At 45.5% G+C, this 26,213-nt stretch carries 18 protein-coding genes; 15 read left to right on the top strand and 3 right to left on the bottom strand.

Annotation, left to right across the window (positions count from 1 at the left end; translation table 11 throughout):
• Position 1 precedes the first annotated feature (1 nt).
• The 5 genes from B9Y69_RS15370 to B9Y69_RS15390 all read left to right on the top strand — a co-directional run bounded on the left by B9Y69_RS15370 (position 2) and on the right by B9Y69_RS15390 (position 6,497).
• Positions 2-1,324, top strand: coding sequence for a Gfo/Idh/MocA family protein (locus tag B9Y69_RS15370; RefSeq protein WP_085473861.1), 1,323 nt, complete (start codon positions 2-4; stop codon positions 1,322-1,324).
• Positions 1,325-1,329: 5 nt separating this feature from the next.
• Entirely contained in the window at positions 1,330-2,238 is a 909-nt protein-coding gene (locus tag B9Y69_RS15375) for a sugar phosphate isomerase/epimerase family protein (RefSeq protein ID WP_085473862.1), read from the top strand.
• A gap of 737 nt (positions 2,239-2,975) precedes the next feature.
• A complete protein-coding gene (prpB, locus tag B9Y69_RS15380) occupies positions 2,976-3,875 on the top strand; it encodes a methylisocitrate lyase (RefSeq protein WP_085473863.1) in 900 nt (299 codons plus the stop codon).
• Entirely contained in the window at positions 3,856-5,010 is a 1,155-nt protein-coding gene (prpC, locus tag B9Y69_RS15385) for a bifunctional 2-methylcitrate synthase/citrate synthase (RefSeq protein ID WP_085473864.1), read from the top strand. Before prpB ends, prpC begins: the two co-directional genes overlap by 20 nt.
• A gap of 35 nt (positions 5,011-5,045) precedes the next feature.
• On the top strand, positions 5,046-6,497 hold the full coding sequence (locus B9Y69_RS15390) for a bifunctional 2-methylcitrate dehydratase/aconitate hydratase (protein WP_085473865.1): 1,452 nt from the start codon (positions 5,046-5,048) through the stop codon (positions 6,495-6,497).
• A 321-nt stretch (positions 6,498-6,818) separates the two neighbouring features.
• Here the strand turns inward: B9Y69_RS15390 and B9Y69_RS15395 are convergent, their stop codons facing one another.
• Positions 6,819-8,927 (bottom strand): 3-hydroxyacyl-CoA dehydrogenase NAD-binding domain-containing protein, encoded by a 2,109-nt coding sequence (locus B9Y69_RS15395; protein ID WP_085473866.1) that lies wholly within the window; start codon positions 8,925-8,927, stop codon positions 6,819-6,821.
• A gap of 5 nt (positions 8,928-8,932) precedes the next feature.
• Positions 8,933-10,117 (bottom strand): acyl-CoA dehydrogenase family protein, encoded by a 1,185-nt coding sequence (locus tag B9Y69_RS15400; protein WP_085473949.1) that lies wholly within the window; start codon positions 10,115-10,117, stop codon positions 8,933-8,935.
• A gap of 219 nt (positions 10,118-10,336) precedes the next feature.
• Here B9Y69_RS15400 and B9Y69_RS15405 point away from each other — a divergent pair, with 219 nt between their 5' ends.
• From B9Y69_RS15405 to B9Y69_RS15440, 8 genes are all read left to right on the top strand, one after another.
• Positions 10,337-10,909, top strand: a complete 573-nt coding sequence (locus B9Y69_RS15405) for an RNA polymerase sigma-70 factor (RefSeq protein ID WP_085473867.1) — start codon at positions 10,337-10,339, stop codon at positions 10,907-10,909.
• A gap of 102 nt (positions 10,910-11,011) precedes the next feature.
• Entirely contained in the window at positions 11,012-12,157 is a 1,146-nt protein-coding gene (locus B9Y69_RS15410) for a FecR family protein (RefSeq protein ID WP_085473868.1), read from the top strand.
• A 123-nt stretch (positions 12,158-12,280) separates the two neighbouring features.
• Positions 12,281-15,832 carry a SusC/RagA family TonB-linked outer membrane protein gene (locus B9Y69_RS15415; RefSeq protein ID WP_085473869.1) on the top strand — a complete coding sequence of 1,184 codons (3,552 nt, stop codon included), beginning with the start codon at positions 12,281-12,283 and terminating at the stop codon, positions 15,830-15,832.
• A 66-nt stretch (positions 15,833-15,898) separates the two neighbouring features.
• Positions 15,899-17,482 carry a SusD/RagB family nutrient-binding outer membrane lipoprotein gene (locus B9Y69_RS15420; RefSeq protein ID WP_159451864.1) on the top strand — a complete coding sequence of 528 codons (1,584 nt, stop codon included), beginning with the start codon at positions 15,899-15,901 and terminating at the stop codon, positions 17,480-17,482.
• Positions 17,483-17,500: 18 nt separating this feature from the next.
• Positions 17,501-18,484: a glycosyl hydrolase family 18 protein gene (locus tag B9Y69_RS15425; RefSeq protein ID WP_085473871.1), complete on the top strand. Its 984-nt coding sequence runs from the start codon at positions 17,501-17,503 to the stop codon at positions 18,482-18,484.
• 26 nt (positions 18,485-18,510) lie between these two features.
• Positions 18,511-19,860, top strand: coding sequence for a glycosyl hydrolase family 18 protein (locus B9Y69_RS15430; protein ID WP_159451865.1), 1,350 nt, complete (start codon positions 18,511-18,513; stop codon positions 19,858-19,860).
• 9 nt (positions 19,861-19,869) lie between these two features.
• Positions 19,870-21,051, top strand: coding sequence for a DUF5009 domain-containing protein (locus B9Y69_RS15435; RefSeq protein ID WP_085473873.1), 1,182 nt, complete (start codon positions 19,870-19,872; stop codon positions 21,049-21,051).
• A 911-nt stretch (positions 21,052-21,962) separates the two neighbouring features.
• Positions 21,963-23,141, top strand: a complete 1,179-nt coding sequence (locus tag B9Y69_RS15440; RefSeq protein ID WP_085473874.1) for a thiolase family protein — start codon at positions 21,963-21,965, stop codon at positions 23,139-23,141.
• 91 nt (positions 23,142-23,232) lie between these two features.
• Here B9Y69_RS15440 and B9Y69_RS15445 read toward each other — a convergent pair whose 3' ends face one another.
• Positions 23,233-23,847, bottom strand: a complete 615-nt coding sequence (locus tag B9Y69_RS15445; protein ID WP_085473875.1) for a hypothetical protein — start codon at positions 23,845-23,847, stop codon at positions 23,233-23,235.
• A gap of 415 nt (positions 23,848-24,262) precedes the next feature.
• Between B9Y69_RS15445 and B9Y69_RS19225 the strand changes: the two genes are divergently transcribed.
• Together B9Y69_RS19225 and B9Y69_RS15450 are read left to right on the top strand one after the other, a co-directional pair.
• The gene (locus B9Y69_RS19225) at positions 24,263-24,409 is read left to right on the top strand and encodes a hypothetical protein (RefSeq protein WP_159451866.1); all 147 of its coding nucleotides are present in this window, start codon (positions 24,263-24,265) and stop codon (positions 24,407-24,409) included.
• A gap of 183 nt (positions 24,410-24,592) precedes the next feature.
• Positions 24,593-26,209 (top strand): tetratricopeptide repeat-containing sensor histidine kinase, encoded by a 1,617-nt coding sequence (locus tag B9Y69_RS15450; RefSeq protein ID WP_085473876.1) that lies wholly within the window; start codon positions 24,593-24,595, stop codon positions 26,207-26,209.
• Positions 26,210-26,213 lie beyond the last annotated feature (4 nt).

The following is a 26,213-nucleotide window of genomic DNA, read 5'->3' on the forward strand; positions in this document are numbered from 1 at the left end:
TATGAGCCTTTCAAGAAGAAATTTTATAAAAAATGCCGGATTAACTACGCTTGCGGGCGTGATCGCAAGTAACCATGCTTTTGCATCGGATGCTTTATGGATAAATAATACAAATACTTTGAAAGTAGGCTTGATCGGTTGTGGTGGACGCGGTTCTGCCGCTGCGGTGGAGGCAATAAATGCGGATCCTAATGTTGTGCTTTATGCGATGGCGGATGCTTTTGAAGATCATATGGAGCAATCTTACGCTTCGTTAAAAGAGAAGTTGGGTGCGAAGATGCAAGTCACCAAGGAGCATCGTTTCGTCGGATTGGATGCTTATCAGAAGCTTATCGATTTAGATGTTGATGTGGTCTTGCTCGCTGCTCCACCAGCGTTTCGACCGGCGCATCTGGAGGCTGCGGTAAAGGCGGGCAAGCATATCTTCTGCGAAAAACCATTCGCAGTGGATGGTCCCGGACTAAGGCGAGTAATAGCCGCTTCAAAAGAGGCGAAAAGTAAAAACTTAGCCTTGGTATCTGGTTTTTGCTGGCGCTATCACGTACCGAAAAGAGAAGCCTTTGGTCGGGTGTTAAATGGTCAGATTGGCGAGGTACTGAATGCGAGTTGTAGTTATAATACAGGGGAACTCTGGTATAAAGAGAGACAGCCTGGGTGGACTGATTTTGAGTATCAATTGAGAAATTGGTTGTATTATAATTGGCTTTCCGGAGATCATATTATCGAACAAGCGATCCATAGTATCGATATGATGCAATGGGCAATGGGGGATCAATTGCCGTTACGAGTAACGGGATCTGGGGGGCGTCAGAAACGCGTAGACAAAAAATTTGGGAATGTATATGATCATTTTTCCGTAGTTTACGAGTATCCAGACGGGGTAAAAGGTTATTTCTCTTCTCGGCAGCAGAATAACACGGCGCCATCTTACGACGTGGAGCTGATCGGTGATACAGGTCGGTGTATTGTCGACTGTCGTACCGGAGGCCATGATATTGTTGGCAAGAACCCGTGGAAGTATGCGGATGAAACTAAATTTACGGACGAGAATGCCTATAAGAAAACAAATGCGCGCAGCATGTATCAGCAGGAGCACGATGAACTTTTTGCATCGATCAGAAGTAACAAGCCAAAGAATGATGGCGAGTGGATGGTTAAATCTAATTTAGTCGCATTGGCAGGACGCATGGCGGCCTATAGCGGACAGACCGTATCTTTGGAGGCCGCTCTTGCTTCGAACCAGGTTTTGTTTCCAGGGGCGGTGTCTTGGGATACGAAATATGATTTACCGATTGCTATACCCGGAATTGACGTAACGATTTAAAAACAATGAATAGAAAAACATTTATACGGACAGCATCTATAATGGCTGGCGCAGCCGCGGCTTCTCCCTTAATGGGGCAGGTGGGAAGTACGCCTGTTTTGGCGGGTGCAGCGCGACTAAAAAAAGGAATTGGCTTTGATATGATCAAAGAAGATCTGTCGTTGCTGGATAAGTTTAAACTGGTGAAAGATTTGGGTTATGATGGTATTGAATTTAATAGTCCGGTTTCCATTTCCGTTAAGGAGCTCCTGAAAGCTAAGGCGGTCACAGGTATCGCTATTCCGAGTTTGGTCAATAAAGACCACTGGTCGAAGCCACTCTCTGATCCCGATCCTTCGGTTCGACAATTTACGATCGACTCCGTCGCTAAGTCTTTGCAGGAAGTGAAGGAGCTAGGTGGCGATACCGTGTTGGTCGTACCTGGTGTCGTCAATGAAAAGGTATCGTATGGTGTGGCGTACAAGAATGCGCTGGATTCAGTCCGGAAACTTATTCCGCATGTCGAAAAAACGGGCATGAAGGTAGGACTTGAAAATGTATGGAATAACTTTATTTTAAGTCCGGTGGAAGCCAAAAATTTTATCGATGAGATTAATCATCCTTTGATTGGCTGGTATTTTGATGTCGGAAATATCCTTCGCTACGGATGGCCTGAACATTGGATTGAGGTGTTAGGCGACCGTATAGTAAAGTTACATGCCAAAGAGTTTAGTCGGAAGATCATGAACGATGAAGGCTTGCGGAAAGGGTTTGGAGTCGAGTTGCTTAAGGGTGATATCGACTGGCGGACGGTGATGAAGACGGTGCGGCAGGTCGGGTACAAGGGAGGCTGGCTGACGGTTGAACTCGGTGCCGGAGATCGCACATACCTCCAGAATATTTCGAAGCAGATGGATGAAATCCTAAGCTTTTAATCTCATCCCCACAGTAGTTTTGGTACTGTGGGGATTTTTTATTCCAACAACGGTTTTCAAACCGCCGTATCCTCCCATTTTCCTCTTTTCCAAAAGTATAAACGACCAACCACGATTAATCATCATCTAGCAACTAGAACTACAAGCCAGTAGAGTTGCACATTGGTAAAGTTACACGCTTGCGCGAGCCTGCCTGCGGTAGGCAGGCCTTTGGCTCGTGTCCTCTTGTATTGTAATTATAAATTCAAATTGTATAGTTTATAGATCTCTCCTCGTACCTCGTTCGAGATGACGAAGAGGTCGGTAGCTACGGTACTGCTTCTAGCTCCCTTTAACCAGCAAATGTCGCCTGAGGAATTATTGCGATCTGTAGAAATTTTCTGCTGCACAGGCCATCCCTGCAAGAATTCCTAGCGACAAGGTTTATCAACAAGTTAATGAGCTCACTACGTTCGGTTTGCTTACTTTTATCTTCAAAAGTAAGATGCCCGGCCTGCATAGAGGCCACAAGATTTAGCGACGCTGAGCCCTTCGGGGTTTGTGGCTCTACAAACACTACGAACTACCAACTCTGAACTACCACCTACCTAAAATCCTCAAAAAATATTCGTATATTTAACAAAAAGCGGATGAGAATCAGCACTTTCGCTGAACGCCTATCTTTAATTATGATACCAATATATCGGTTGCAGATTCGTAGCAACGGGTGTGTTGTGTGCTTTTAAATCTCCAATTATATGATACAGTCTCCAGGACTTCTCTTTCGAGAAGCAATCAAAAATGAAAAGCCTTTGCAGGTGGTAGGGGCAATAAATGCCAACCATGCGCTCTTGGCACAGCAGGCGGGTTTTAAAGCAATTTACCTCTCCGGCGGTGGTGTTGCGGCTGGATCCTTAGGCGTTCCTGACCTCGGGATCACGGGGCTTCAGGACGTATTGATCGATGTCGAGCGGATAACGAATATTTGCCCATTACCTTTATTGGTCGATATTGATACCGGATTTGGTCCTTCGGCCTTTAATGTCGCCCGAACGATTCAGTCTCTGATCAAGGCAGGAGCCGCTGCCGTACATATGGAAGACCAGGTCGGTGCAAAACGCTGCGGGCATCGCCCCGGAAAAGAACTGGTATCCCGCGCGGAAATGGTCGATCGTATAAAAGCCGCCGTTGATGCGCGGACTGATGCTCACTTCGTTATCGGTGCCCGTACCGATGCGATTGCAACGGAAGGGATCGAGCGTGCTGTGGAACGTGCTGTGGCCTATAAAGAAGCCGGTGCCGATTTTATTTTCTCCGAAGCGGTTACCAAGTTGGAAGATTATCAGCGGTTTAGTGCAGCCACAGGTCTACCGGTGCTCGCTAATATCACAGAATTTGGACAGACGCCACTTTTTACCGTGGAGGAACTTGAAAAAGCAGACGTCTCTATTGTATTATATCCACTATCGGCTTTCCGTGCAGCAAATAAAGCTGCGGCCAATGTGTATAGCCATATCCGGAAGGACGGTAGCCAAGCCGCTGTCATCGATACCATGCAGACCCGAGAGGAATTGTACCAAAGTATCGACTATTATCAATACGAAAACCGATTAGATCAATTATTCAATACCAACAAGCATGATGAAGGAAACGAATGAAGGAGGTTTTAAACCTAAGAAAAGCGTAGCACTTTCCGGTGTTGCGGCAGGGAATACGGCGCTTAGCACCGTTGGAAAAACAGGAAATGATCTGCACTACCGTGGATACGATATTTTGGAACTGGCCGAAAAGGCTTCCTTTGAGGAAGTCGCCTACCTATTGATATACGGAAGCTTACCCACACAGGCGCAACTTAGCAGTTACCAAAACCAACTTTTAAGCCAACGCGGATTACCAATTGCCATTCAACATGTGCTCAAGCAGCTGCCTACGACAGCCCATGCCATGGATGTATTGCGGACCTACGTTTCCGTGTTTGGGAGCTTACAGCCTGAAAAAGAAAGTCACCCGCTGGCGGGGGCACGCGATATTGCTAACCGCCTGATGTCTTCTATGGGGTCGGCGCTCCTCTATTGGCACCACTTTAGCCAGAATGGACGAGAGATTGCCGTGGAGACAGATGACAGTACGCTTGGCGCACATTTCCTGCATTTGTTGCACGGCACCCCACCACCACCATCATGGGTTCGTGCGATGCAGGTTTCCTTAAATCTATATGCCGAGCATGAGTTTAACGCCTCCACCTTCACCGCACGTGTTATTGCCGGAACAGGGTCGGATATATATTCCTGTATTGCAGGAGCAATAGGAGCCCTGCGGGGACCTAAACATGGAGGAGCCAACGAGGTGGCGTTCGAGATACAAAGTCGTTATGCCAATGCCGATGAGGCAGAAGCGGATATTCGACAGCGCCTTGCCAATAAAGAGGTCATCATAGGCTTTGGGCACCCCGTTTATACGATTGCCGATCCGCGGAATCAAGTCATCAAAGGCATTGCACGGCAGCTATCGGAGGAAGCCGGGGATATGACCCTGTACGATATTGCGGAACGTTTAGAAACGGTTATGTGGGAGGAGAAACGTATGTTCCCGAACTTGGATTGGTATTCGGCAGTTGCGTATCACCGGATGGGGATTCCCACAGAAATGTTTACGCCGCTCTTTGTACTTTCCCGCATCACGGGATGGTCGGCACATGTCTTTGAGCAACGGCAAGATGGTAAGATTATTCGTCCGAGTGCCAATTATATCGGTCCGGAGAATAGACCGTATGTCCCCGTGGGAGAACGCTAGAGAATTGGATTTTTAATTATTTAAGCTTATAAAAAATGTCTTCACATATTTTAAACGAAAGACCACAGCCCGATCAGGTGCTGACCGATATTGTAGATTACGTATTGAATTATAAAGTAGAAAGCAAGACGGCACTACGAACTGCATTTTACTGTTTTTTGGATACCCTGGGTTGTGGATTTGAAGCACTGACCTATCCAGCATGTACCAAGCTGTTAGGGCCTATTGTTCCCGGTACGGTTGTTCCCAATGGGGCAAAAGTTCCCGGAACGAATTATCAGTTAGATCCTGTACAGGGGGCTTTTAATATCGGAGCGATTATCCGGTGGCTTGATTTTAATGACACTTGGCTGGCCGCAGAATGGGGGCACCCATCAGATAACCTGGGCGGAATTTTAGCGACAGCCGATTGGTTGAGCCGAAGCCGTGTTGCTGCAGGTGGCGAGCCCATTAAGGCGTTAACAGTGTTGGAAGCGATGGTACTTGCCCATGAAATTCAAGGCGTCTTGGCGCTCGAAAACTCGTTCAATAAAGTAGGATTAGACCACGTTATTCTGGTGAAAGTAGCTTCGACTGCGGTTGTCGGGAAGCTGATCGGATTGGACCGTGAGCAGCTGATCAATGCGGTGTCTTTAGCTTTTGTAGATGGACAAGCGTTACGTACATACCGACATGCACCCAATACGGGAAGTCGGAAGTCATGGGCCGCGGGGGATGCTACCTCACGTGCAGTACGTTTGGCGTTGATCGCCCAGACAGGAGAGATGGGCTATCCATCGGTACTTAGCGCACCAGTATGGGGATTCTACGATGTATCTTTTAAAGGGCAAGCCTTTAAGTTCCAACGCCCATATGGATCCTATGTGATGGAGAATATCTTGTTTAAGATTTCTTTTCCGGCAGAGTTTCATGCGCAAACCGCGGTGGAAGCAGCAATGACCTTACACCACCAGTTGGCGCAAATCGGTAAAACGAGCGATGATATTGCGAAAGTAAGCATCCGCACGCACGAAGCAGCGATTCGAATTATAGATAAAAAAGGGCCGTTGCACAATCCCGCTGATCGCGATCATTGCATTCAGTACATGGTGGCTGTACCTTTGATTCTAGGCCGCTTAACGGCTGCCGATTATGAGGATGAAGTAGCCGCAGATGTGCGGATCGATGCACTGCGCGATAAGATAACCTGCTATGAAAATGCGCAGTTTACGACAGATTACCACGACCCAGAGAAGCGCGCTATTGCCAATGCCCTAACCGTGGAACTGAAAGATGGAACGGTGCTGCAAGAAGTCGTGGTGGAGTATCCAATAGGTCATCCACGTCGCCGTGATGAAGGTATTCCTAAACTCATAGAAAAATATAAGCTCAATGTATCGCGTATATTCGACGATGCACAGCAGAAGAAAATTCTCGAAGCAACACTGGATTACGATACGTTTGTCGCAGCCGATATTAACCATCTGGTAGATATCATGGTTCGATAAAGGCGTCGTTATTGAAGTCTCGAAGAGGATAGGAGGGACACGAGCCTAAGGCCTGCCTACTGCAGGCAGGCTCGCGCCAGCGAATAGTTTCCGTAAGGCTGGCGCGAGCCTTCAAACCTCCATAGGCAAAAGCAATGAACCTTCGAACATACGCCTACCTGCTGGCGCGAGTTTTCAACTCGTGTCCTTTCTTTCAACTTGTCGTCGTCTTGATCATTTCTATCTTCTTGATAACTAGTGTCTTTTTATAAAAGTCTTGTCCTCCTACAGATTATCGTGCACAGAAGAAATGACGGATATAGCCCAAGGCAACAACCTCATCTAATTCGCTTCAAACCCCGAATAAAAGGAAAGGTCCCGATCCATACGCACAATCAGCGAGGTTGGGATTTCCCATTGCTCACCATGTGCGCGGAAAGCGGTACATTCCCGTAGAAATCTACGAAGTCCTACCTGATCGATATGCCCGAATACTCCCCCCGTATGCGCCGGATATCCGATTCCAAGAACTGAACCGATATCGCCATCGATAGCCCGATTTAATATACCTTCATCCAAACAACGATAGCTGTCCAGAGCCACCACATGAAGTAGTCTTTGACGGATCACTTCGCGTGCAGGCATAGATTCCGCTGGTTTTATGCGAGGATCCTGCCATATCGTTTTCTTTCCGGTATTTGAATTATAATCATAAAAACCTTTTCCGCTTTTCCGACCTGGCCGACCTGCCTCGATCAGCGCGTGCAAGTAGTCATAGCAGCGTTGCTGCGAAGAGTGGAGCACCGGTAGCTGATCATATACATGCGTCATCAGGGGTAAGGATATTTCATCGAGCACCGCTAGTGGGCTTGCCCCGAACCCAGCCGCATATGCTTCCTCTTCAATCCAGGCGGCGGGAATCCCCTCCAGTACCATGGTAATTGCCTCCAATAGATAATGAAAGAAGATCCGTGAGGTGAAAAATGCAGGGCCGTCGTTTACCACGATCGGAATTTTACCGAGTAAGTGTATGATCTTTAATGTTTTTTGTAACGTTTTTTCATCCGTCTTTTCGCCCCGGATTACTTCTACCAAAGCCATGCGGTCCACAGGAGAAAAGAAATGCATACCGATAAAGGTCTCTGGGTGTGCGGATACGGTCGCTAGTTCGGTAATCGGTAAAGAAGTTGTGTTGGAGGCATAGACTCCATTTTGTTGTAAGTAAGGCAAGCTCTCCCTCGTGACCTTCGCCTTTAGCTCCTTATCTTCAAATACCGCCTCAATAATCAGATCAGAACCCGCAAGGTCTTCGATCTCTTCACTAGGTAGAATGCGAGACAGCAATTGCTCCCGTTTATCCGCCGATAAGCGACCTTGCTCGACCAATTTTCCACTTATTTGCTCGGCATGCCCCTTGCCCCGTATGGCCTGCGCTATATCCACATCCTTCAAGACCACTTCTAATCCGGCACGTGCCGCTTCAAAAGCAATACCCGATCCCATCATACCTGCACCTAAAACACCTATTTTTTGCGGATTATACGCGAGCGAATTATCTGTTTCGTTCGGCTTTTTTGCTGCGCGCACCCCATAATATTGTGTGCGAAGCATCGGAACAACGATAGGAGATTGCCAGGCCTTGAGATAATGTTGTGCCTCTAATTGTAAAGCAGTTGAAATGGGGAGCAATTGCGTTTGACGAATGATATCCAAACATAAATTGATACCCGTATTTAATCCGCGCGTTTTTTTTGTTACCGCTGCGGCAGCCGTTTCTAGTGCCTGTTCATCAAAATGTGTCGGCTGTCGGCCGGCTAAACTTTTGGCCCCTTGATTTATAATTTCCGTAGCCCGTAACGCGGCCGCCTCTGGAGATGCTGCGATGGCATCAACCAAGCCGATTTCTAAAGCAGCACCCTCGCCAATGGCACGTCCTTGCGTTAGCAGTGGAATCGCTTTATCACTGCCGATGATTGTCGACGTAAACACGGTCGTCCCAAAGCCAGGGAATAAGCCATAGTTTGCTTCCGGAAAAGAAAGAGACGTTCCCTTCAGGGCAATGCGATGAGTCGCCCAAAGCATAGCAGCCAATGCCGTCCCCGAACAGGAGCCTTTCAGCAACCCGATCACGGGCTTTCCTTGACGCTTGATTGCTAGGGCACGTTCAAATAGTCCGGCCAATCGCCCTTCAAAATCTGTTGTACCTGTTACCTCCGTGAAAAGTGTCCGGTAATCGGGCTCATTGCTTAAAAAGGGACGGTGGTACAGGATACCGCTACAATCGACCTCTTTCAGCGTGCTTTCGAGTTGATGCACGAGTGATTCCAAGGTGAGGAGGATATCCCCTTCGGTAGACTGTGTTGCCGCTGGCCGGGGGGCAATGGTTACCAATCCCATCCCATTACGAATTGTATCGAAGTGTTGTTCCTGCTTGTCTCTAAAATTTTCCATACCCGTTACACTTGGCTTTTTGTTTTATTCTGCTCCTTATAATTAATTTGATCAATCGCGGTCTTAGCTATTATTTCGAGCATAATCTCCGATGTTCCGCCGATGATCGTACCTACGCGGACATCGCGGTAAAGGCGTGCAATCTTATAATCTTCGGTAAACCCATAACCGCCAAACAGTTGCAAGCACTGGCCCACAACTTTAACAGCAAGCTCACTCGCTTGTAATTTCGCAATCGAGCATTCCTGTACCGCATATTCCCCACGCTCCTGTAGGTCACAACAATGCTGGATAAAAGCTTTCGTCGTCGCTAATTCCGCTACCATCTGCGCAATTTTATGGCGCAATACCTGAAAGCTTTGTAGTTTCTTGCCAAAAGCCTCCCGCGTTCCCATATAATCTAAGGTATACTCCAGGGCCGATTCGGCTGTCGTTAGGCTGTGGATTGCCGCAGTGAGACGCTCCAGCTGAAGTCCCCCCATGAGGTAACTAAAGCCTTCATTTTCGAGGCCTATTAGATTGTCTACAGGAACCGCAACATTATCGAAAGCGAGTTCTGCCGTATCCGAAGCGTGCCAACCCATTTTATCGATCTTGTTGGCGCTCACTCCAGGCGCATTCCGGTCGATAAGTAGCAGGCTGATGCCTCGTGCTCTCTGCGTAGGATCGGTCTTCACCGCTGTGATAAAGAAATCGCCGTAATACCCATTGGTAATAAAGGTTTTGGAACCGTTGACGATATAATGATCTCCTTGCCGAATGGCTGTGGTCTGGATTTGTTGTACATCCGAACCCGTACCTGGTTCCGTAATGGCGACCGCGCTGACCAGATCCCCATCAATTACTCCCCGGAGGTACCTTTGTTTCAGGGATTCTGAACCATGCTTGAGCAGATAGGGGGCTGACATGTATTGAATAACGAGCGCTGCGATAGAGAATCCACCCGAATAGCAGTAGGAAATCTCCTCACAGAAAATCATGGAGTAGTAGAAATCCAGATTTAAACCACCATATTCTTCCGGATAGTTGAGCCCCATAAAGCCCATATCACCCATCTTTTTCCAAATGGATCGGTCTATTTTACCCTCTTTCTCCCATTGATCAATATAGGGGAGGATTTCCTTACGAATAAAAGTGCGAAGCGTTTCTCGAAATGTTTGGTGCTCTGCCGTCAATTGTGTTGCCTGCATATGCATTATAGTTTTATTGGTTATTGCTTTTTCCGCTTATGAACCGGTTCGATTTTCCGGTCGGATTTAGCCCAAAATAGGTAAAAATCACTTGTTTTCCTTGTAAAAATCAGAATATTTTTTCTTCATTTTTCGGTTTGATGAAATTTCTTTTATGTTTAGTGTCAAAAGAATTTATTAGTTTTATCGAAACTAACTGATTGACGACTTTTAATCCCGGTGAAAACGTTACAGAAATATAAGGAACTTCCAGACGAGGTACTTGTCGAGCATTTGCGGATGGACGATAAGCGCGCTTTTACGGCACTGTACGAGCGGTATTGGGAGCGTCTTTTTCATGTGGCCGCACAGACGTTGGATAGTGCCGAGGAAGCAGAGGAGTGCGTGCAAGATATATTTTATAGTTTATGGTCCCGTCGGGAAGCTTTACAGCTAAAACATAGTATACACACCTACCTCAGTGTTGCAGTTAAATATAAGGTGATCGATCGGCTCAATAAGAAGCATAAAAATAAACAGATGCTTGCCGAGGCGATCCAGTTTATGGTAACCGATGCACCTTGTGCGGAAAGCTATTTGTTAGAAAAGGAGCTTTTGGTTAAACTGGAACGAACCATCGCCCTGCTGCCAGAAAAGTGTCGTATCGTATACCAACTGAGTAGAGAAAAAGGGAGATCCCATAAACAAATTGCCGAAGAGCTCCAGATTTCCGAGAAAACAGTCAATAACCACTTAGTACGTGCGCTGCGCGATATAAAAGACAGTATTACTTCGGTGATTCCGATGCTATAATTTTTATTCTCCTACAGATTCTTTCAACTTTTTTAAAAAAAAATCACAACAGACTAGGTATACCCTATCGGTCTTGAGACTATAGTGTATATACCTAATCTTATGATGGACGCAAACCAAGAAAAAACATACCTAGCAGAGCTGGCACACAAGATCAAAAAAGGAACCATTACTCCCGAAGAGATGGCCTACTTTGATGCGTGGTATGAACAGCAGCGCCAAGGCGTGCTGCATATCGACTCGACCTTTGCCAAAAACCGTACGGTGCTCAAAAAGCGTATGCTGAAAGGTATTGAAAAACAGATTGCCAAAGAGCAACCACGTACACCAATACAGCGTCTTTGGAAACCAATAGCTGCGGTTGCCGCTTTAATTTTAGCCACACTACTTTTTACCCATATTTTTCAACAGTTCCGTCAGCGTCAAGAGGCCGCTGATATCGCCGCAATACAGCCGGGAAGCAATAGTGCAACACTGACGCTGGCCGACGGAACACAGATCAACCTATCCGAAAGTGCCGATGGTACCGTTGCCCAAGCAAATGGTGTGCGGATATTAAAAACGGCGGACGGACAACTAATCTATGAGGCCGATGGTGCTGCAACAGGAAGTCGGAATGAGTATCATACCGTGGAGGCGCCTGTCGGAGGCAAGTGGCTGGTTATTCTGCCGGATAAATCAAAAGCTTGGTTAAATGCATCATCCCGCATAAGCTACCCAACGGCATTCCGTGGCGGGCAGCGAGAGGTTAAAATTGAAGGCGAGGTCTTTTTTGACGTGACTCCCGACAAGCATGCGCCATTTATTGTTCAAAGCAAGGGGCAACAGATTCGAGTACTAGGCACTCAGTTCAACGTAGAGGCTTACCCCGAAGAGCGCGATGTAAAGACCACCCTGATCGAGGGATCGGTCGCTATCCAGGCAGGCAAAAAGCCAATGTTGCTTGTCCCGGGCGAGCAAGCGGTCGTAAATGAACAGGGCATCACTAAATCTGTAGTCGATACCGAAGCAGCGATCGCATGGAAGAACGGTTACTTTAAATTCAATGAAAATATCGAAAGTATACTCACCAAAATTGCACGGTGGTATGATGTGGATATTGTCTATACCGTGAAGCCTGATGTGCAGAGTACATTCTCTGGAAAAATATCACGCAGTCGCGATATCGGAAGTCTCCTGAAGATGCTGGAGTATGATTCTAATTTACATTTCAAAATTGAAGGAAGGAGGATTATCGTTTCAAAATAAGAATCAAACACGTGGAAACCGAATAAAAGGACTAAAGGTACAACCAATTTCTTTAGCCCTTACATCGGAAAACGTTCGCTATAGCCGTAAAAAAACAACTATAACAGCCTTATAAACAAAGTTATGAATACACATTTACTTTCTCTGTGGTTTAAACAAGGGAAACAACGCTTATTCTCACGAATTAGCCTCCCCAAGATGAAGTTAACGATTGTCTTGTTAGCCTTGGCCATCGTACAAGCGCACGCTAGTTCGTACGCACAAAAGATTACCCTAAACCGAACCAATACTTCGCTGGTGGAGATCATCAATGAAATCCGCCAGCAAAGTGGTTATGATTTTTTATACAGCAATGTATTGCTGCGTGATATCAAACCGATTTCCGTTAAAATCAACAATGCAACAATCGAGGAAGCGCTTACTATTTGTTTGAAGGGACAGCCGATCTCGTTTAAGATCGAAGAAAAGGCTGTACTTCTCAAAAAGAAAGAGGCTCCCGCGCCAAAGAAAACCAAAATACTAGAACCCATCATCGAAATTTTCCAGCAGCAGATCAGAGGAACTGTTATGGACGATGAACGTAAGCCATTGGAGAGTGTGACGGTTACCAATTTGATTTCCAAAAAGACGACAAGCACCGATGCGAAAGGAAGCTATAGTTTAGAAGGAAATCCTGGAGACCAGATTCGTTTTTCGCTGATTGGGTATGCGCCCAAACTATTAACACTTGCACCTGGACAGACGCAGTTGAGCGCCACGCTGAGTATTGCCGCTATGGAAATCGATGAGACTGTTGTTACGGCGCTCGGTATCCGTCGCGAAGAACGGGCACTAGGGTATGCCGTGTCGGAAGTGAGTGGAGAGGGACTTAAGAAAGCGCGTGAAACGAATGTGATCAACTCACTCGCCGGTAAAGTCCCGGGATTGATCATCAACAGTACGGCGGGTGGTCCGGCCGGTTCGGCGCGGGTTATTATCCGCGGAAATACAACGGTTACCGGAAATAACCAACCGCTTTACGTGGTAGATGGGGTGCCTATCGATAACTCCAATTATGGAAGCACAGGGTCTGGACAATTTGCGGAGGGTTATGATATGGGGGATGCTATATCGGCGATTAATCCAGATGATATCGATAAAATATCGGTGCTAAAAGGCCCTTCTGCTTCGGCGCTTTATGGTACCCGTGCCGCTAATGGGGTTATCCTCATCACCACAAAGAAGGGAACCAGAAACCAAGCGCTGGGCATTGAGTTTAATAGCACTTCTTCCTTTGAAACACAGCTGACAACCTATGATGGATATCAGCATTTATACGGACAAGGAACAAAACAAAATATACCAAATTCCGTAGTGCAAGCTCGTACCACCTTGTTCCAAAATTTTGGAGCACGTTTGGATCCCGATGTGTTGGTCGACTCCTACGACGGTGTAAAGCGTCCATATGCTTATATCAAGGATAATATCGGCGGTTTTTTTCGTACAGGATCGACCTTTAGCAATAATTTGTCTTTTACAAATGGCAATGAAAATTCTTCATTCCGCTTTTCAGCGGCTGATCTTCGGGTGAATGATATTATTCCTTCGAGCGGACTTCGTCGCAATACATTTACCTTGAATGGTACCTCCAAGTTTGGTTCTAAACTAACATTGGAAGCGCGTGCTATGTATTTAAATGAGCATGTTAAAAATCGCCCTGCATTGGCCGATAGCCCGAGTAATATCGGAAACTCCTTTATCGGTTTGGCAAGTAATGTGGATCAGTCGCTTTTTGCAAACACATTTAAGAATCCAGATGGATCCTACATTGAGTGGGGCGGAGGCGCATATCGTTTAAACCCTTATTGGGTGCTTAATGAGATGTATAATAAAAGTGATAAAGACCGTCTAATGGGGGCGGCTCAACTTAATTATAATGCGACCTCTTGGTTGAATCTCCAGGGACGCGCTTCTACGGATATTACCTTTCTTGATTTTGAGCGATTTAACCCCCGGACGACCCCTGGTTTTGTAACAGGAGCGCTAGAGCAGATGGATCGTAAATTTGTGACCACCGAAGCGGATGTGTTGGTCACGGCACAAAAGAAGCTGACGCCTGATTTACACCTAACAGCACGTCTGGGCGGGAGTATTTCACGCGTAAATAACAAAGGTCAGCAAATGCTTTTCACGAATATGACCGCGAGAGATGCCGTTACACCGACGAGCTTTACCGATAAAAGTATTGTGCCAAGTAGCTATGTGAGACACCTCAACTCGATGTACGGACTCCTCTCGTTAGGTTATAAATCTTTCTTGTATGTGGATGCCAGTATCCGTCGTGATGCATCTTCCACACTTCCGGTAGAAAACAATAGCTATGTGTACCCATCTGTTTCCTCCAGCTTTGTGTTTAGCGATGCTTTTAAAATTGATAAGCGTATCCTTTCATTTGGTAAGCTTAGAGCATCGGCCGCAGAGGTTGGGGGAGATACGGAGGCTTACCTCTTGGATCTATATTATTCCATCAACCCACTTTCTTTTAAAGGGCAGGCTTTTGGGAGTGTTAATACGCAGAATCTGCCCCCTAAAAATTTGCTCCCTACACGGACTCGCTCTTTTGAGGTTGGTACGGAGCTGAAGTTTTTGAATAACCGTATAGGGTTGGATGTAACGTATTATACCCAAAAATCAAGAGACCAGATTAATGCGGTACCTATCGCATTTTCTTCGGGATTTGATCGGGAGTTAATCAATGCCGGTGTTGTATCCAATAGAGGTGTAGAGATTATGTTGAATAGTTCGCCCATTCAAAAGGAAAACTTTCAATGGGACCTCAGTGTCAACTTTGCACGAAATAAGAATGTGGTTGAATCCCTTTCTGATCGGGTTCCATTCTTAACCTTATCGGATGCCCGCTGGATGAGTGTGGCCGTGGTCGCTAAGCCAGATGCACCTTATGGATCGATTTTGGCATTCGATGAACAGCGTGATCCGCAAGGTAACTTGATCTTGGACCCTATTACGCTGTTGCCTTTGCAATCCACGGAGCGTCAGTTGGTCGGGAAAGGGATTTTTGATTGGACAGGCGGTATAAACAGTTCGGTTCGTTATAAAGACTTTAGTCTTGGGTTTATTATTGATGTCAAATATGGCGCTGATATGTTTTCTATGACAAACCTCTTCGCTGCTAGCCGCGGTAGTTTGGAAACTACCTTGGAAGGACGTGATGAATGGATTAAATCAGAAGAAGATCGTCAAGCTGCCCATATGACGAGTGACGATTGGGCGAAGGCCGGTATGGTTCGTGGACTCGTCCCTAAAGGGGTAATCCGCACGATTGACGGAAACGGTAATGAAGTGTTTACCGAGAATGCACGAGCGGTAGATCCATCGGTATACTGGGCACAGATTGTTCAGGACGGTGGTGTGGCTCGCCCATATATCTACGACGCATCGTATGTGAAAATGCGTGAGATTACTTTCGGCTATAGTATCCCAAGTACGCTGACCAAGCGCTGGGGCATTCAGGGGATGCAGGTCAGTGTCGTGAGTAGAAATCCGTTTATTTTGTTTAAGGATGTGCCGAATATCGATCCAGATTCCAATTATAATAACGGTAACGGACAAGGTCTGGAGTATGGTTCTTTGCCAACACGTAAGAGCTGGGGGGTAAATTTAAATTTCAGGTTTTAGGTCTATGTATTGCGTCCGCACTTCTGCTTTTTCTGCATGAAATATCGGCGCTTAAATGTTATGAAAATGAAAGCAAAATCAATTATAACTGTTTTTATAGCGTGCTGTTTAACAACAGTATCCTGCAATAAATTTGGTGATACCAATATTGATCCGACACGCTCCAGTGATCTGGATCCATCCTTACAGTTGACTAATACGCAACTGCGCTTTTCCGGTGACTTGGAGTCAAATGAGAAAGTTCACCTTTGTCTTACCATGCCCATTGTTCAACATGTGGGGGGAATCTGGGCGAACCGTTGGGGACAGATGTATATTTATAATCGGCAGTATCTGTCGTCGTTATGGGATTTCGCCTACCGCAGTGGTGTGGTGAACATGGTTTCCGCGGTAGAAAGAACGGCCAATGATCCGGAACAAAGCAACCTGAATGCGGTGTGCCGTATTATGAAGGTGTATGAGTTTGCGAGACTTACCGATATGTATGGTGATATTCCGTACTCGGAGGCAGGAAAGGCGTATATCGACCGGGTGACGCGTCCTAAATTCGATCGCCAAGAGGATATCTATAACGATTTCTTTACGGAGTTGAAGGCTGCAGCGGAGCAGTTAGATCCATCTAAAGATCAGGTGCGTGGTGATCTCTTCTATAAAGGAGATATCGAATCCTGGAAAAAATTTGCGAACTCTCTGCGTTTGCGCTATGCAATGCGCTTGGTGAAGATCAATCCCGATAAAGCACGTCAAGAAACCGCTGCTGCATTTGAGGCGGGTGTTTTTACAAGCAATGCAGACATCTGTTTGTTGCATCATGAAGATATCCAAAATACCTATGCCGATATGCGCGGAAATGGACTCTCCGCGGCCATCGGACAGTCGGAAGTATTGCCGCGCGTGAGCCGTACTTTAGTGGAGCAGCTCCAAAGTACAAACGACCCGCGCATGCCGCACTTCTTACGCTACTACATCGATATCATCAATCGCCCATTTGATCGTATTGATATTACCGAACAGGTAAAAGCTCAGATTGGATACTATGGCGTGAAGCCAACCGACTATATTTGGGATGATTGGTTAAACCCGATGAAGATTCAACTCCCGAATGGCAAAACGATTGAAATCGTAAACAACGACCAAAAAGTACAGTTAGCTAATTTCTTGATCCGTAATAATGCACCATTCCTGCATATGACCTATGCGGAGGTGTCATTTTTATTGGCGGAAGCAAGTGTACGTTGGGGAGGTAATTGGGGTGGGACCGCAGCCACACATTACGCCAACGGAATGCGGGCTTCCATCAAACACCTAAGTCTGTATCCAGGCGGACCGAATATTGAGGATCAGCAGATCAACACCTTCATTCAGGGCAATAGTCTGATCCCGGGGCGTGAAATAGAATTGATCAATAAGCAGTTGTGGATTACTTTTTTAATGAACGGTACAGAAGCGTTTGCAAACTGGCGCAGAACTGGGTTTCCAGCATTGACGCCTGGACTTACGGGAGAGTCTACGACAAATCAGATTCCGCGTCGTTTGGAATACCCGATCAATGAAACTGAACAGAATCGGGCGAATGTTGCTCCAGCAATTGAAGCGCTTGGACCAGGAGGAGATACATGGACAAATCGTGTTTGGTGGGATAAGCCATAAACCTAAAAGAAAGAAAAAATGAAAAGATATATCTTGCTTTTGATCAGTTGTTTGCATTTGCTTACGGCCTGTGGCAAAGAGCATACAACCACAGAGAACCCGCCGCGTAAGGCCTTTGTTGTTGGGTATTTATTCGCCAACACCGGATTGCTTGAAGCAGCGAAGAAATTAGATTTTACGAAAATTACACACCTTAATATTGCGTTTATCAATCCAGATGCAACAGGCACATTTCCGACTGTTCTAGGGTTGAGCGAGACCGTCAAGTTAGCGCATCAGCATGATGTCAAGGTATTTGCTTCTTTTGCTGGTGGAAGTCCGCCCGAACACCTTAAGGATTTATTGAAGCCGGCGAAGCAAAAAGCTTTGATTGTGAATTTCGGAAAATTGGTGGATACCTATAGCTTGGATGGTATTGATGTGGATTTGGAAGGAGACTTTATCGATGAGAACTATGAATCCTTTGTGGTGGGACTATCGGACCTATTGCGGGCAAAGAAAAAGCTAATGACCGCAGCTGTAGCAACATGGACCTCGAACCGGATAACCGATAAGGCGTTGGCGCGTTATGATTTAGTGCATATCATGTCTTACGATTATACCGGACCATGGAATAAATCGAATGCAGGCCCACATGCGACCTATGCGCATATGGTAAAAGATTTTACGCATTGGCGCGATGTACGTCAGGTGGCACCTGAGAAATTAGTTATCGGACTACCATTTTATGGGTATGGCTTTGGTCCCAGTATCGCGGATGATATCACCTATAAAGCTTTGGTTGCGCAATATCCTGAGGCGGTTCATACCGATGAAATTGTAATTCCGCAGCAGGGTACTTTTTATTACAATGGAGCGGCGACCATAGCAAGCAAAGCGATCTACGCTAGGGAACAAGGGGCAGGTGGTGTAATGGTGTGGCATCTTCTGGGCGATGCGGATGCACCACATGCGTTGCTCCAGATTATTCAAGATAACCTATACCCCACGACAAGTAGATGAGGACGATGGATTTTAAAATAAAAAAAATGAAAAAAATTGTAGCAACTGTGGCCTTGGTGATCTGTTTATTTCAGCTCGGCTGTTCCGATAAAGATAATACGTTTGAGGGTAATTTTTACCCCCGGATATTTGATAACGCCAATACTTTTACTTCCCCTAATCGAATATTGAAAGAAGGGGAGACGGTACATTTTGGAAAACTGGTGTTTTCGCCATCTCCAAGCAAAGGGATGGATATCAGTTGGAAAGTCAATGGGCAACATGTGTCGAGCGACACCTCCTTTACTTTTACCCCGCCAAGTGGTGGGGGCGAGTTTAAGGTGACGTTGGAAGCATCGTTTCAAGGGAATACATCCACCCGTATCGTTAATGTGCTCGTTAGCCCTGGGAGTTATACGCCGAAACCGTTCGATCAGGTCGCTTTATCTTATCTGACAGATAAGGGAAATGCTTCTTTTGTTGACTGGAGTCAAGTAACGCATGTCGCTTTTAACGGTGCACGCGTCTTGCCTGAAGGTGGCGTTGATTTTTCGAAAGGTGACCTCAATCAGATCATGGATGAATTGGTCGCTCGCTCGCATATCAAAGGTATTCCAACTCTTTTGAGTGTGTCGGGACGCCTCTCAGGCGTGGATGGATGGGCATTATACAATAACAATGATTTCGGTAGTGTAATTTCCGATCCTGTTTTGATGCCAAAGTTGGTCAGCACGTTGGCAGCTTATGTCAATAGCAAAAATATAGATGGAATCGATATTTTAATGACCGACCTAAGTAATGATGATGCGGCTATTTCTGGTCGCAATGCAGCAGCCGTAGGGCCATTTATCAATGCTTTAAAGGCTGCGTTAAAACCTGGATCTCTGGTGACAGCAACAGTAACGACCAATTATCTACACTGGAACTATACGGATCTTTCTAAAGCCGATTGGATACATGTTCGGAGTTATGACGACGGAGCACATGTTGGGCCTGGAGCACCTTTGGGACAGTCTTCATCGCTCGCTTTCCTAAAGACTGCGGCGGCAACATGGGTTAATAAAGGGTATGCGAAGAACAAGTTGGTGCTTGGGATTCCGGCTTATGGTATTCGTTATGACGCATTGGATGCCAATGGAAACAACTTGGGATGGGGATCTTATTCGAGTGTTAGTTTTGCAGATATCTTGAACGAGAGTAAGGACCCCGACGCGTATAAAAAAGAATATATAGCGAATATCGGAAAAGGGGTGTACTATAATGGTACAACAATCGTCAAGGAAAAGGCCGATTACATTAAAGCAGAAGGCTTTAAGGGGGCATACCTGTGGGCAGGCGATTACGATGTAAAGGATAGTCGCTCTTTGATGGCAACAATTAAAGCGAACCTCAAGTAAATAAATAAAATGGCGACAACTACAGTAAACCGGTTTCTAGCGATAGATGTACTTCGAGCAACAACGATGTTCTTCATGATTTTTGTCAACGATATTTGGACCCTCTCCAATATTCCGAGTTGGATTGGGCATGTTGCAGCGGATGTGGATGGAATGGGGTTTTCGGATATAATCTTTCCGCTATTTCTGTATATTGTTGGGTTGTCTATTCCATACGCGATCGCGAATAAAATAGCTAAAGGATCGTCTACATATGCTGTGTTAAAGCATATTGCAACACGCACCATCGCGCTCTTGGTGATGGGGGTATTTCTGGTCAATGCAGAAAGCTATAACGAAGGGGCGTACCTCCATAAATCGTGGTGGGTTTGTTTGTTGATCCTTAGTTTTTTTCTCCTATGGCGCGTCTATCCCAAGGATATGAAGCATGTCTTCTGGTACCGTATTGCTGGCGTGGTCCTTTTACTTGGTTTAGCATTTATTTTTGAAAGAAACGACGGTGCACGTGGTATACCTGCAATGGGGGTATACTGGTGGGGTATTTTAGGTCTTATTGGTTGGGGCTACCTCTGCGCGGCATTGGTTTATCTGTTTTTCTACCGTCATACTTGGGTATTGGTGGTATCGACATTACTTTTCTTCGGCTTTACAGTTGCTGGAGAATATGATTTTTGGGCGCAGTTTGGTGCACTGCGCCCGTATCTGTGGTTGGCCGAAAATAGCACGATGGCTGCCTTCTGTATGCTAGGTGTTCTTTCCACTGTTGCTTATAATAAGTTGAAGGATAAACCGCTGGCGTTCTATGCTGGCGGAACAGCGGTAGCTGTCGTGCTTTTGGTCGCAGGCATGTTAACGCGACCCATATGGGGGATCTCTAAGATTCACGCAACACCTTCCTGGCTGATGCTGTGTGGAGGGATTGGGATACTGTTGTTTCTTGTTACGGTTTATCTCACCAAAGGAAAGACTCACATAGGCTGGTATAACTCGATTCGCGCGGCGGCTTCCAGTACGCTTACCTGCTATCTGGTGCCCTATGTGTTCTATGCGCTGCTGGCTCCGGTGTATACACAGCTTCCAGCCTTTATGACGACAGGAGTGATCGGACTCGCGAAGTCGTTATTGTTTGCGTGGCTCATCATACAAATAACCGCCTGGATGGAAAAGCGATCATGGAAATTGAAAATTTGATTTTAGTTGACAGATTATAGTTTTTAGTTTGTAGAGGTCTAAGCACTATTCAAGATCAGTTTACCTATATAGTTGATAGATATCTCCTGTCGTCGATATGACGAGAAGGGCCGGTTTTTTTTATAGGCTTCCTTGCTGTTTACGCTCCCTTTACGTCATCCCGAACGAGGTACGAGGAGGGATCTACAAGCCATACTTTGGATATGGGCGGTATTGCCTACAGATCTGTCTATAAGTGAGTGTACTTAGTCTACAGGTTAGTTTACCGATATCGTTGATAGATATCTCCTGTCGTCGATATGACGAGGAGGGCCGTTTTTTTTATAGGCTTCCTTGCTGTTTACGCTCCCTTTACGTCATCCCGAACGAGGTACGAGGAGGGATCTACAAGCTATACTTTGGATATGGGCGGTATTGCCATACAGACTTGTCTATAAGTGAGTGTACTTAGTCTACAGGTTAGTTTACCTATATCGTTGATAGATATCTCCTGTCGTCGATATGACGAGAAGGGCCGTTTTTTTTTATAGGCTTCCTTGCTGTTTACGCTCCCTTTACGTCATCCCGAACGAGGTACGAGGAGGGATCTACAAGCTATACTTTGGATATGGGCGGTATTGCCATACAGACTTGTCTATAAGTGAGTGTACTTAGTCTACAGGTTAGTTTACCTATATAGTTGATAGATATCTCCTGTCGTCGATATGACGAGAAGGGCAAGACATTATAAACCATCAACTATAAACTACCAACTACCAACTACCCACCACCAACTACGAACTAATTGAAAAGAATTTCTTTCGTTAAATGGCTCTTTTTTCTTTACCTTTAACCTGTATCGGTGTTGGCTACTATGCTATTGTTTTGTGCGAAGTCAAGTCGACTCCCTATTATAAACGAAAGAAATTAAGATGTCAAAAAAGGTTTTTATTGTCGCGGCACAGCGTACCGCTATCGGAAGTTTTGGAGGGGTACTTTCCAGCTTATCTGCTACAGAATTAGGTGGTCAGTGTGTTTCAGCGACGCTAGGTAGTGTCGGACTATCAGGAAATGAGGTGGACGAGTTGCTGATGGGCTGTGTGTTGCAAGCAAATTTAGGGCAAGCACCAGCGCGACAAGTATCGAAGTTTGCCGGGTTACCGGATAGTGTGATAGCCACGACCATCAATAAAGTATGCGCGAGTGGGATGAAAGCTGTGTCGCAGGGTGTTCAGGCGATTCGCCTTGGGGATGCCGAGGTCGTTGTTGCGGGGGGGATGGAAAGCATGAGCCAAGTACCTTACTATGTTACTTCCGCGCGCTGGGGAGCGAAGTACGGTCACCAACCCTTGTTGGACGGTCTTCAAAAGGACGGATTGAGCGACGCCTATAGCCAAGATGCGATGGGCGCTTTTGGTGAACTGTGTGCGGATAAGTATGGAATAGACAGAGCCGCCCAAGATGCGTATGCTATTCGTTCCTATAAACGCAGTGCAAAGGCATGGGCAGATGGTAAGTTTTCCAATGAGGTCGTTCCGACTACGGTCGTGACGCGCAAAGGAGAACAGGTCGTCGCGCACGATGAGGAGTATACACAGGTTAATTTCGATAAGATAGCAAATTTGAGATCTTCGTTTAAAAAGGAAGGAACGATTACAGCAGCAAATGCTTCCACACTTAGCGACGGAGCGGCAGCGTTGATCCTGATGGGCGAAGAGAAAATGAATAGCCTCGGGTTAAAACCCCTTGCAGAAGTAGTGGCTTATGCCGATGCCGAGCAGGCGCCAGAATGGTTCACGACAACACCTAGTTTGGCAACAGAAAAGGTACTGGCAAAAGCTGGTCTTTCTATAAATGATATCGATTTCTTTGAGTTCAACGAAGCATTTTCTGTGGTAGCGCTAGCGAATGCCAAAATCTTAAATATCCCCGAAGAAAAGGTAAATGTATATGGCGGTGCGGTATCTTTGGGGCATCCATTGGGGTGTTCGGGTGCCCGTATCGTAGTCACATTAGCGAGTATTCTCCAGCAAGAAGGCGGTACCTATGGCTTGGCTGCCATCTGTAATGGTGGAGGTGGTGCTTCTGCGATGATCCTAAGAAAGGCGTAAAAGACACAATATTATGGGGATTTCTGTAAAGGAAGTCCCTGCGAGAGACATCGGGCGAAAGCCAGGTGTCTCTTTTTTTATTTCTATTTCTTCAAAGAAATAACTTCATGGTATAGGCGCTCATCCGCGCGATTGAACGCCATAAGCTTCCCTTTATTTTTTCTGATTTATTTCCCTTTGGAGCGGTCATATACACTGAAACCGAACAAGCGATAGTCAGCAATCTCCCCCTGATCAAATAAAACCGTCGTTTGCTTTGTCGAATTATCGATTTTTTTTTCGGAAGTATCGTGTTTTCGTTGGTGGTAGGCACCACGTCTTCGTGCTGATCAATACACGTCCGTTCTATATGGACCCAGTCACTACTTTTGTAGGGTCTGGGCTCCAAATTTATTAATACCGCAAGGAGTTTAATGGCCTTCTCAGCGGGCTGCTGTGTTTCTCCAATGATAAAATTTCGGAGTGGTCTGAATTTATCTGAACTAAAACGCATGATCACCCTTTCCAGGTCATCATCATGATGAGAATCATTAAAAAAAAGATGAAATACCCGAATATCATCCTGCGATAAACCACGGGCATAGGTACGCAAACACCACTTCTTTAGCTCACCTGTCGAAGGCCATTCTCGACTAAAATCAAGCTTGTTGTTACTCTTTAAATCTAGGTATGCAGTACGTGCTGCTTCTTGGAATCGCTCAAACATTACCACAAAATTAAACCATCGCTAGGGGTCGAAATTACGGGAAACCGTAAATCAAAATCACTTTGGCCATACCCTCATTTATGTCATGTTTGGAATTTCATTGGAAATGTTGGAAAGAATATGGAATAAAAGGAATGATTGGAAATTGTTGATAGTAAGCTTTTTATCTGATTTATGTTTGTTTCCGAAATCAGTTGGTAAGAACAACGCGGATCTCCTAGGTGAGAGACGAGGATGATTTCAAAAGAGAATATATCGCGGTAGTCATTAGCCGGTTTGGGAAGCAGCTCCTGCCTCCCGCGATAGAAGCTCCCACTTCCCAAAAAATTCAGAAGGCCTTCTGAAAACGAATGTAGTAATCCCGTGCAAGGGGCACGCGGACCTACCTAGTTTTTGACTTTCAATTTTTTGAAATATGTGGTATTTTATTCTAGCTCTTCTTTTTGGTCAACCGGCACAGTCAAACACGAGCAGTGCGAAAGGTCCAATAGAAACACCGACAGCTCCTCAGGAGGGTGATGGAGGTGATAGTGGAGCCGTAGTTCCGCCGAAAAAACCGTAATATCAAAGATAAGGAGAAAAGGTAGCTAAAGGGCTATCTTTTCCTTTTTTGGAATCAGGTGTAAAGTCAATGTACGCTTTTTTTACTATTTTCGAGTAAAATTAACCTGGTTTGAATTATTGCTATCTTTTTGTCTTACTTTTTCTTTTTTTCGCCTGCTCGAATAAAAAGGAAACACCCTATGTGAAGACATTAAACAATCCTTTCTTTGATCAAGCGTATATCTATTTGGAAGATGGGAAATCGGATAGCGCTTTTCTCTTTTTTGAGAAAGCAAAACAACTTTTTTTGGAACAAAAGGATAGTCTAGGGGTTGGTAACTGCTTGGTCAATATGGCTATCGTTCAACAAGAGCGAAATGATTATTTTGGGGCACAAGAGACAGCCTTAAGTGCGCTCAATTACCTGAAGGCACAAGATACGTCCCATCGTGTTTATCTCAGTTCAAATTATAATAATTTGGGGCGAGCGACTCGAGAGCTAAAGGAATATCCAAAGGCTATTCAATTCTTTAAACAGGCTATTCGCTTTGCGGACGATTCTGCTCATATTCGTATTTATACCAATAATATTGGACTGGTATACCACGATATGGAAGATTTTCCTTCCGCTATTGCTGCGTTTAAAGAGGCCTTAAAGGGCGAGGAAGTAGGTACCAATGCATATGCGCGCGTTTTGACGAATCTTTCGAAGGCCATGTGGCTTGATGATCCCGGATATAATGCGAGTAATGATTTACGAAGAGCCTTGACGATGCGAATAGAAAACAAAGACTTTTGGGGACAAAATTCAAGCTATGCTACGCTATCTGATTACTACAGTCAGACGAAGCCTGATTCCGCAAGCTACTACGCACAACTTCAGTATAATACGGCTAAGAAAAACAAGAGTGCTGATGATCAGGTGAAAGCGCTACAGCGATTAATTCGGTTACAATCAGTCGATTCGACTAAGGTTCACTTTGAGACTTATCACCGACTTAGTGATAGCATGCAACAGGTTCGTGCGGCAGCAAAAAACCAATTTGCCCTTATTCGCTACGAAGTAGAAAAAAATATCACAGATAACCTGAGATTAGAGAAGGAAAATGCCGAGAAGGCGACGCGACTAATCCGTCAGCGTATAGTCAGTATGGGATTTGGTGTATTATTGGTACTCGTGGTGACAGGTGGAATCCTATATTACAAAAAGCGTAAGGAACGCCTAAAACAGGATGCACTAAATAATATTAAAGCCAATCAGCTTAAAACGTCGCGAAAAGTACATGATGTCGTCGCTAACGGGATTTATCGGGTAATGACGGAGATTGAGCATAAAGAAGAGCTCGATCGTGAGGGTATATTGGATAAGCTGGAAGATATGTACCATAAATCAAGAGACATATCATACGAAGCAGAGGGTGAAGATCTTAGTCAAAAACCATTTAACGAGCAGGTGACAGATTTACTTAAATCATTTGCATCAGGTAGTCACCGTGTCTTGATTGCAGGAAATGAGTCGACAGTTTGGCAAGCTGTGGCCTCCAATGTAAAAGAGGAGATCCGCCACGTGTTACAGGAGTTGATGGTCAATATGAAGAAACATAGCGAAGCGAATAGTGTAGTGGTACGTTTCCAAAGGACAGATGATTGCTTAAAGATCCATTACCAAGATACTGGTATAGGGTTACCAGACGATGTGGTCTATGGAAATGGGTTGACCAGTACGGGAAACCGTATTAAAAATATGCGGGGCGCTATTACTTTTGCTAGTGAAGGGGGAAAGGGACTCCGTGTAGAGGTTGCGATTCCGCTTCGTTAAAATG

It is taken from the genome of Sphingobacterium psychroaquaticum, from assembly GCF_900177625.1.
Taxonomy (GTDB): domain Bacteria; phylum Bacteroidota; class Bacteroidia; order Sphingobacteriales; family Sphingobacteriaceae; genus Sphingobacterium; species Sphingobacterium psychroaquaticum.

Excerpts from the sequence above, each read along its gene's own strand:
- B9Y69_RS15415 (WP_085473869.1), top strand. The coding sequence starts at position 12,281 with ATGAATACACATTTACTTTCTCTGTGGTTTAAACAAGGGAAACAACGC.
- B9Y69_RS15400 (WP_085473949.1), bottom strand. The coding sequence starts at position 10,117 with ATGCAGGCAACACAATTGACGGCAGAGCACCAAACATTTCGAGAAACG.
- B9Y69_RS15420 (WP_159451864.1), top strand. The coding sequence starts at position 15,899 with ATGAAAGCAAAATCAATTATAACTGTTTTTATAGCGTGCTGTTTAACA.
- B9Y69_RS15395 (WP_085473866.1), bottom strand. The coding sequence starts at position 8,927 with ATGGAAAATTTTAGAGACAAGCAGGAACAACACTTCGATACAATTCGT.
- prpB (WP_085473863.1), top strand. The coding sequence starts at position 2,976 with ATGATACAGTCTCCAGGACTTCTCTTTCGAGAAGCAATCAAAAATGAA.
- B9Y69_RS15435 (WP_085473873.1), top strand. The coding sequence starts at position 19,870 with ATGGCGACAACTACAGTAAACCGGTTTCTAGCGATAGATGTACTTCGA.
- B9Y69_RS15430 (WP_159451865.1), top strand. The coding sequence starts at position 18,511 with ATGAAAAAAATTGTAGCAACTGTGGCCTTGGTGATCTGTTTATTTCAG.
- B9Y69_RS19225 (WP_159451866.1), top strand. The coding sequence starts at position 24,263 with ATGTGGTATTTTATTCTAGCTCTTCTTTTTGGTCAACCGGCACAGTCA.
- B9Y69_RS15440 (WP_085473874.1), top strand. The coding sequence starts at position 21,963 with ATGTCAAAAAAGGTTTTTATTGTCGCGGCACAGCGTACCGCTATCGGA.
- B9Y69_RS15445 (WP_085473875.1), bottom strand. The coding sequence starts at position 23,847 with ATGTTTGAGCGATTCCAAGAAGCAGCACGTACTGCATACCTAGATTTA.
- B9Y69_RS15370 (WP_085473861.1), top strand. The coding sequence starts at position 2 with ATGAGCCTTTCAAGAAGAAATTTTATAAAAAATGCCGGATTAACTACG.
- prpC (WP_085473864.1), top strand. The coding sequence starts at position 3,856 with ATGATGAAGGAAACGAATGAAGGAGGTTTTAAACCTAAGAAAAGCGTA.
- B9Y69_RS15375 (WP_085473862.1), top strand. The coding sequence starts at position 1,330 with ATGAATAGAAAAACATTTATACGGACAGCATCTATAATGGCTGGCGCA.
- B9Y69_RS15410 (WP_085473868.1), top strand. The coding sequence starts at position 11,012 with ATGATGGACGCAAACCAAGAAAAAACATACCTAGCAGAGCTGGCACAC.
- B9Y69_RS15390 (WP_085473865.1), top strand. The coding sequence starts at position 5,046 with ATGTCTTCACATATTTTAAACGAAAGACCACAGCCCGATCAGGTGCTG.
- B9Y69_RS15425 (WP_085473871.1), top strand. The coding sequence starts at position 17,501 with ATGAAAAGATATATCTTGCTTTTGATCAGTTGTTTGCATTTGCTTACG.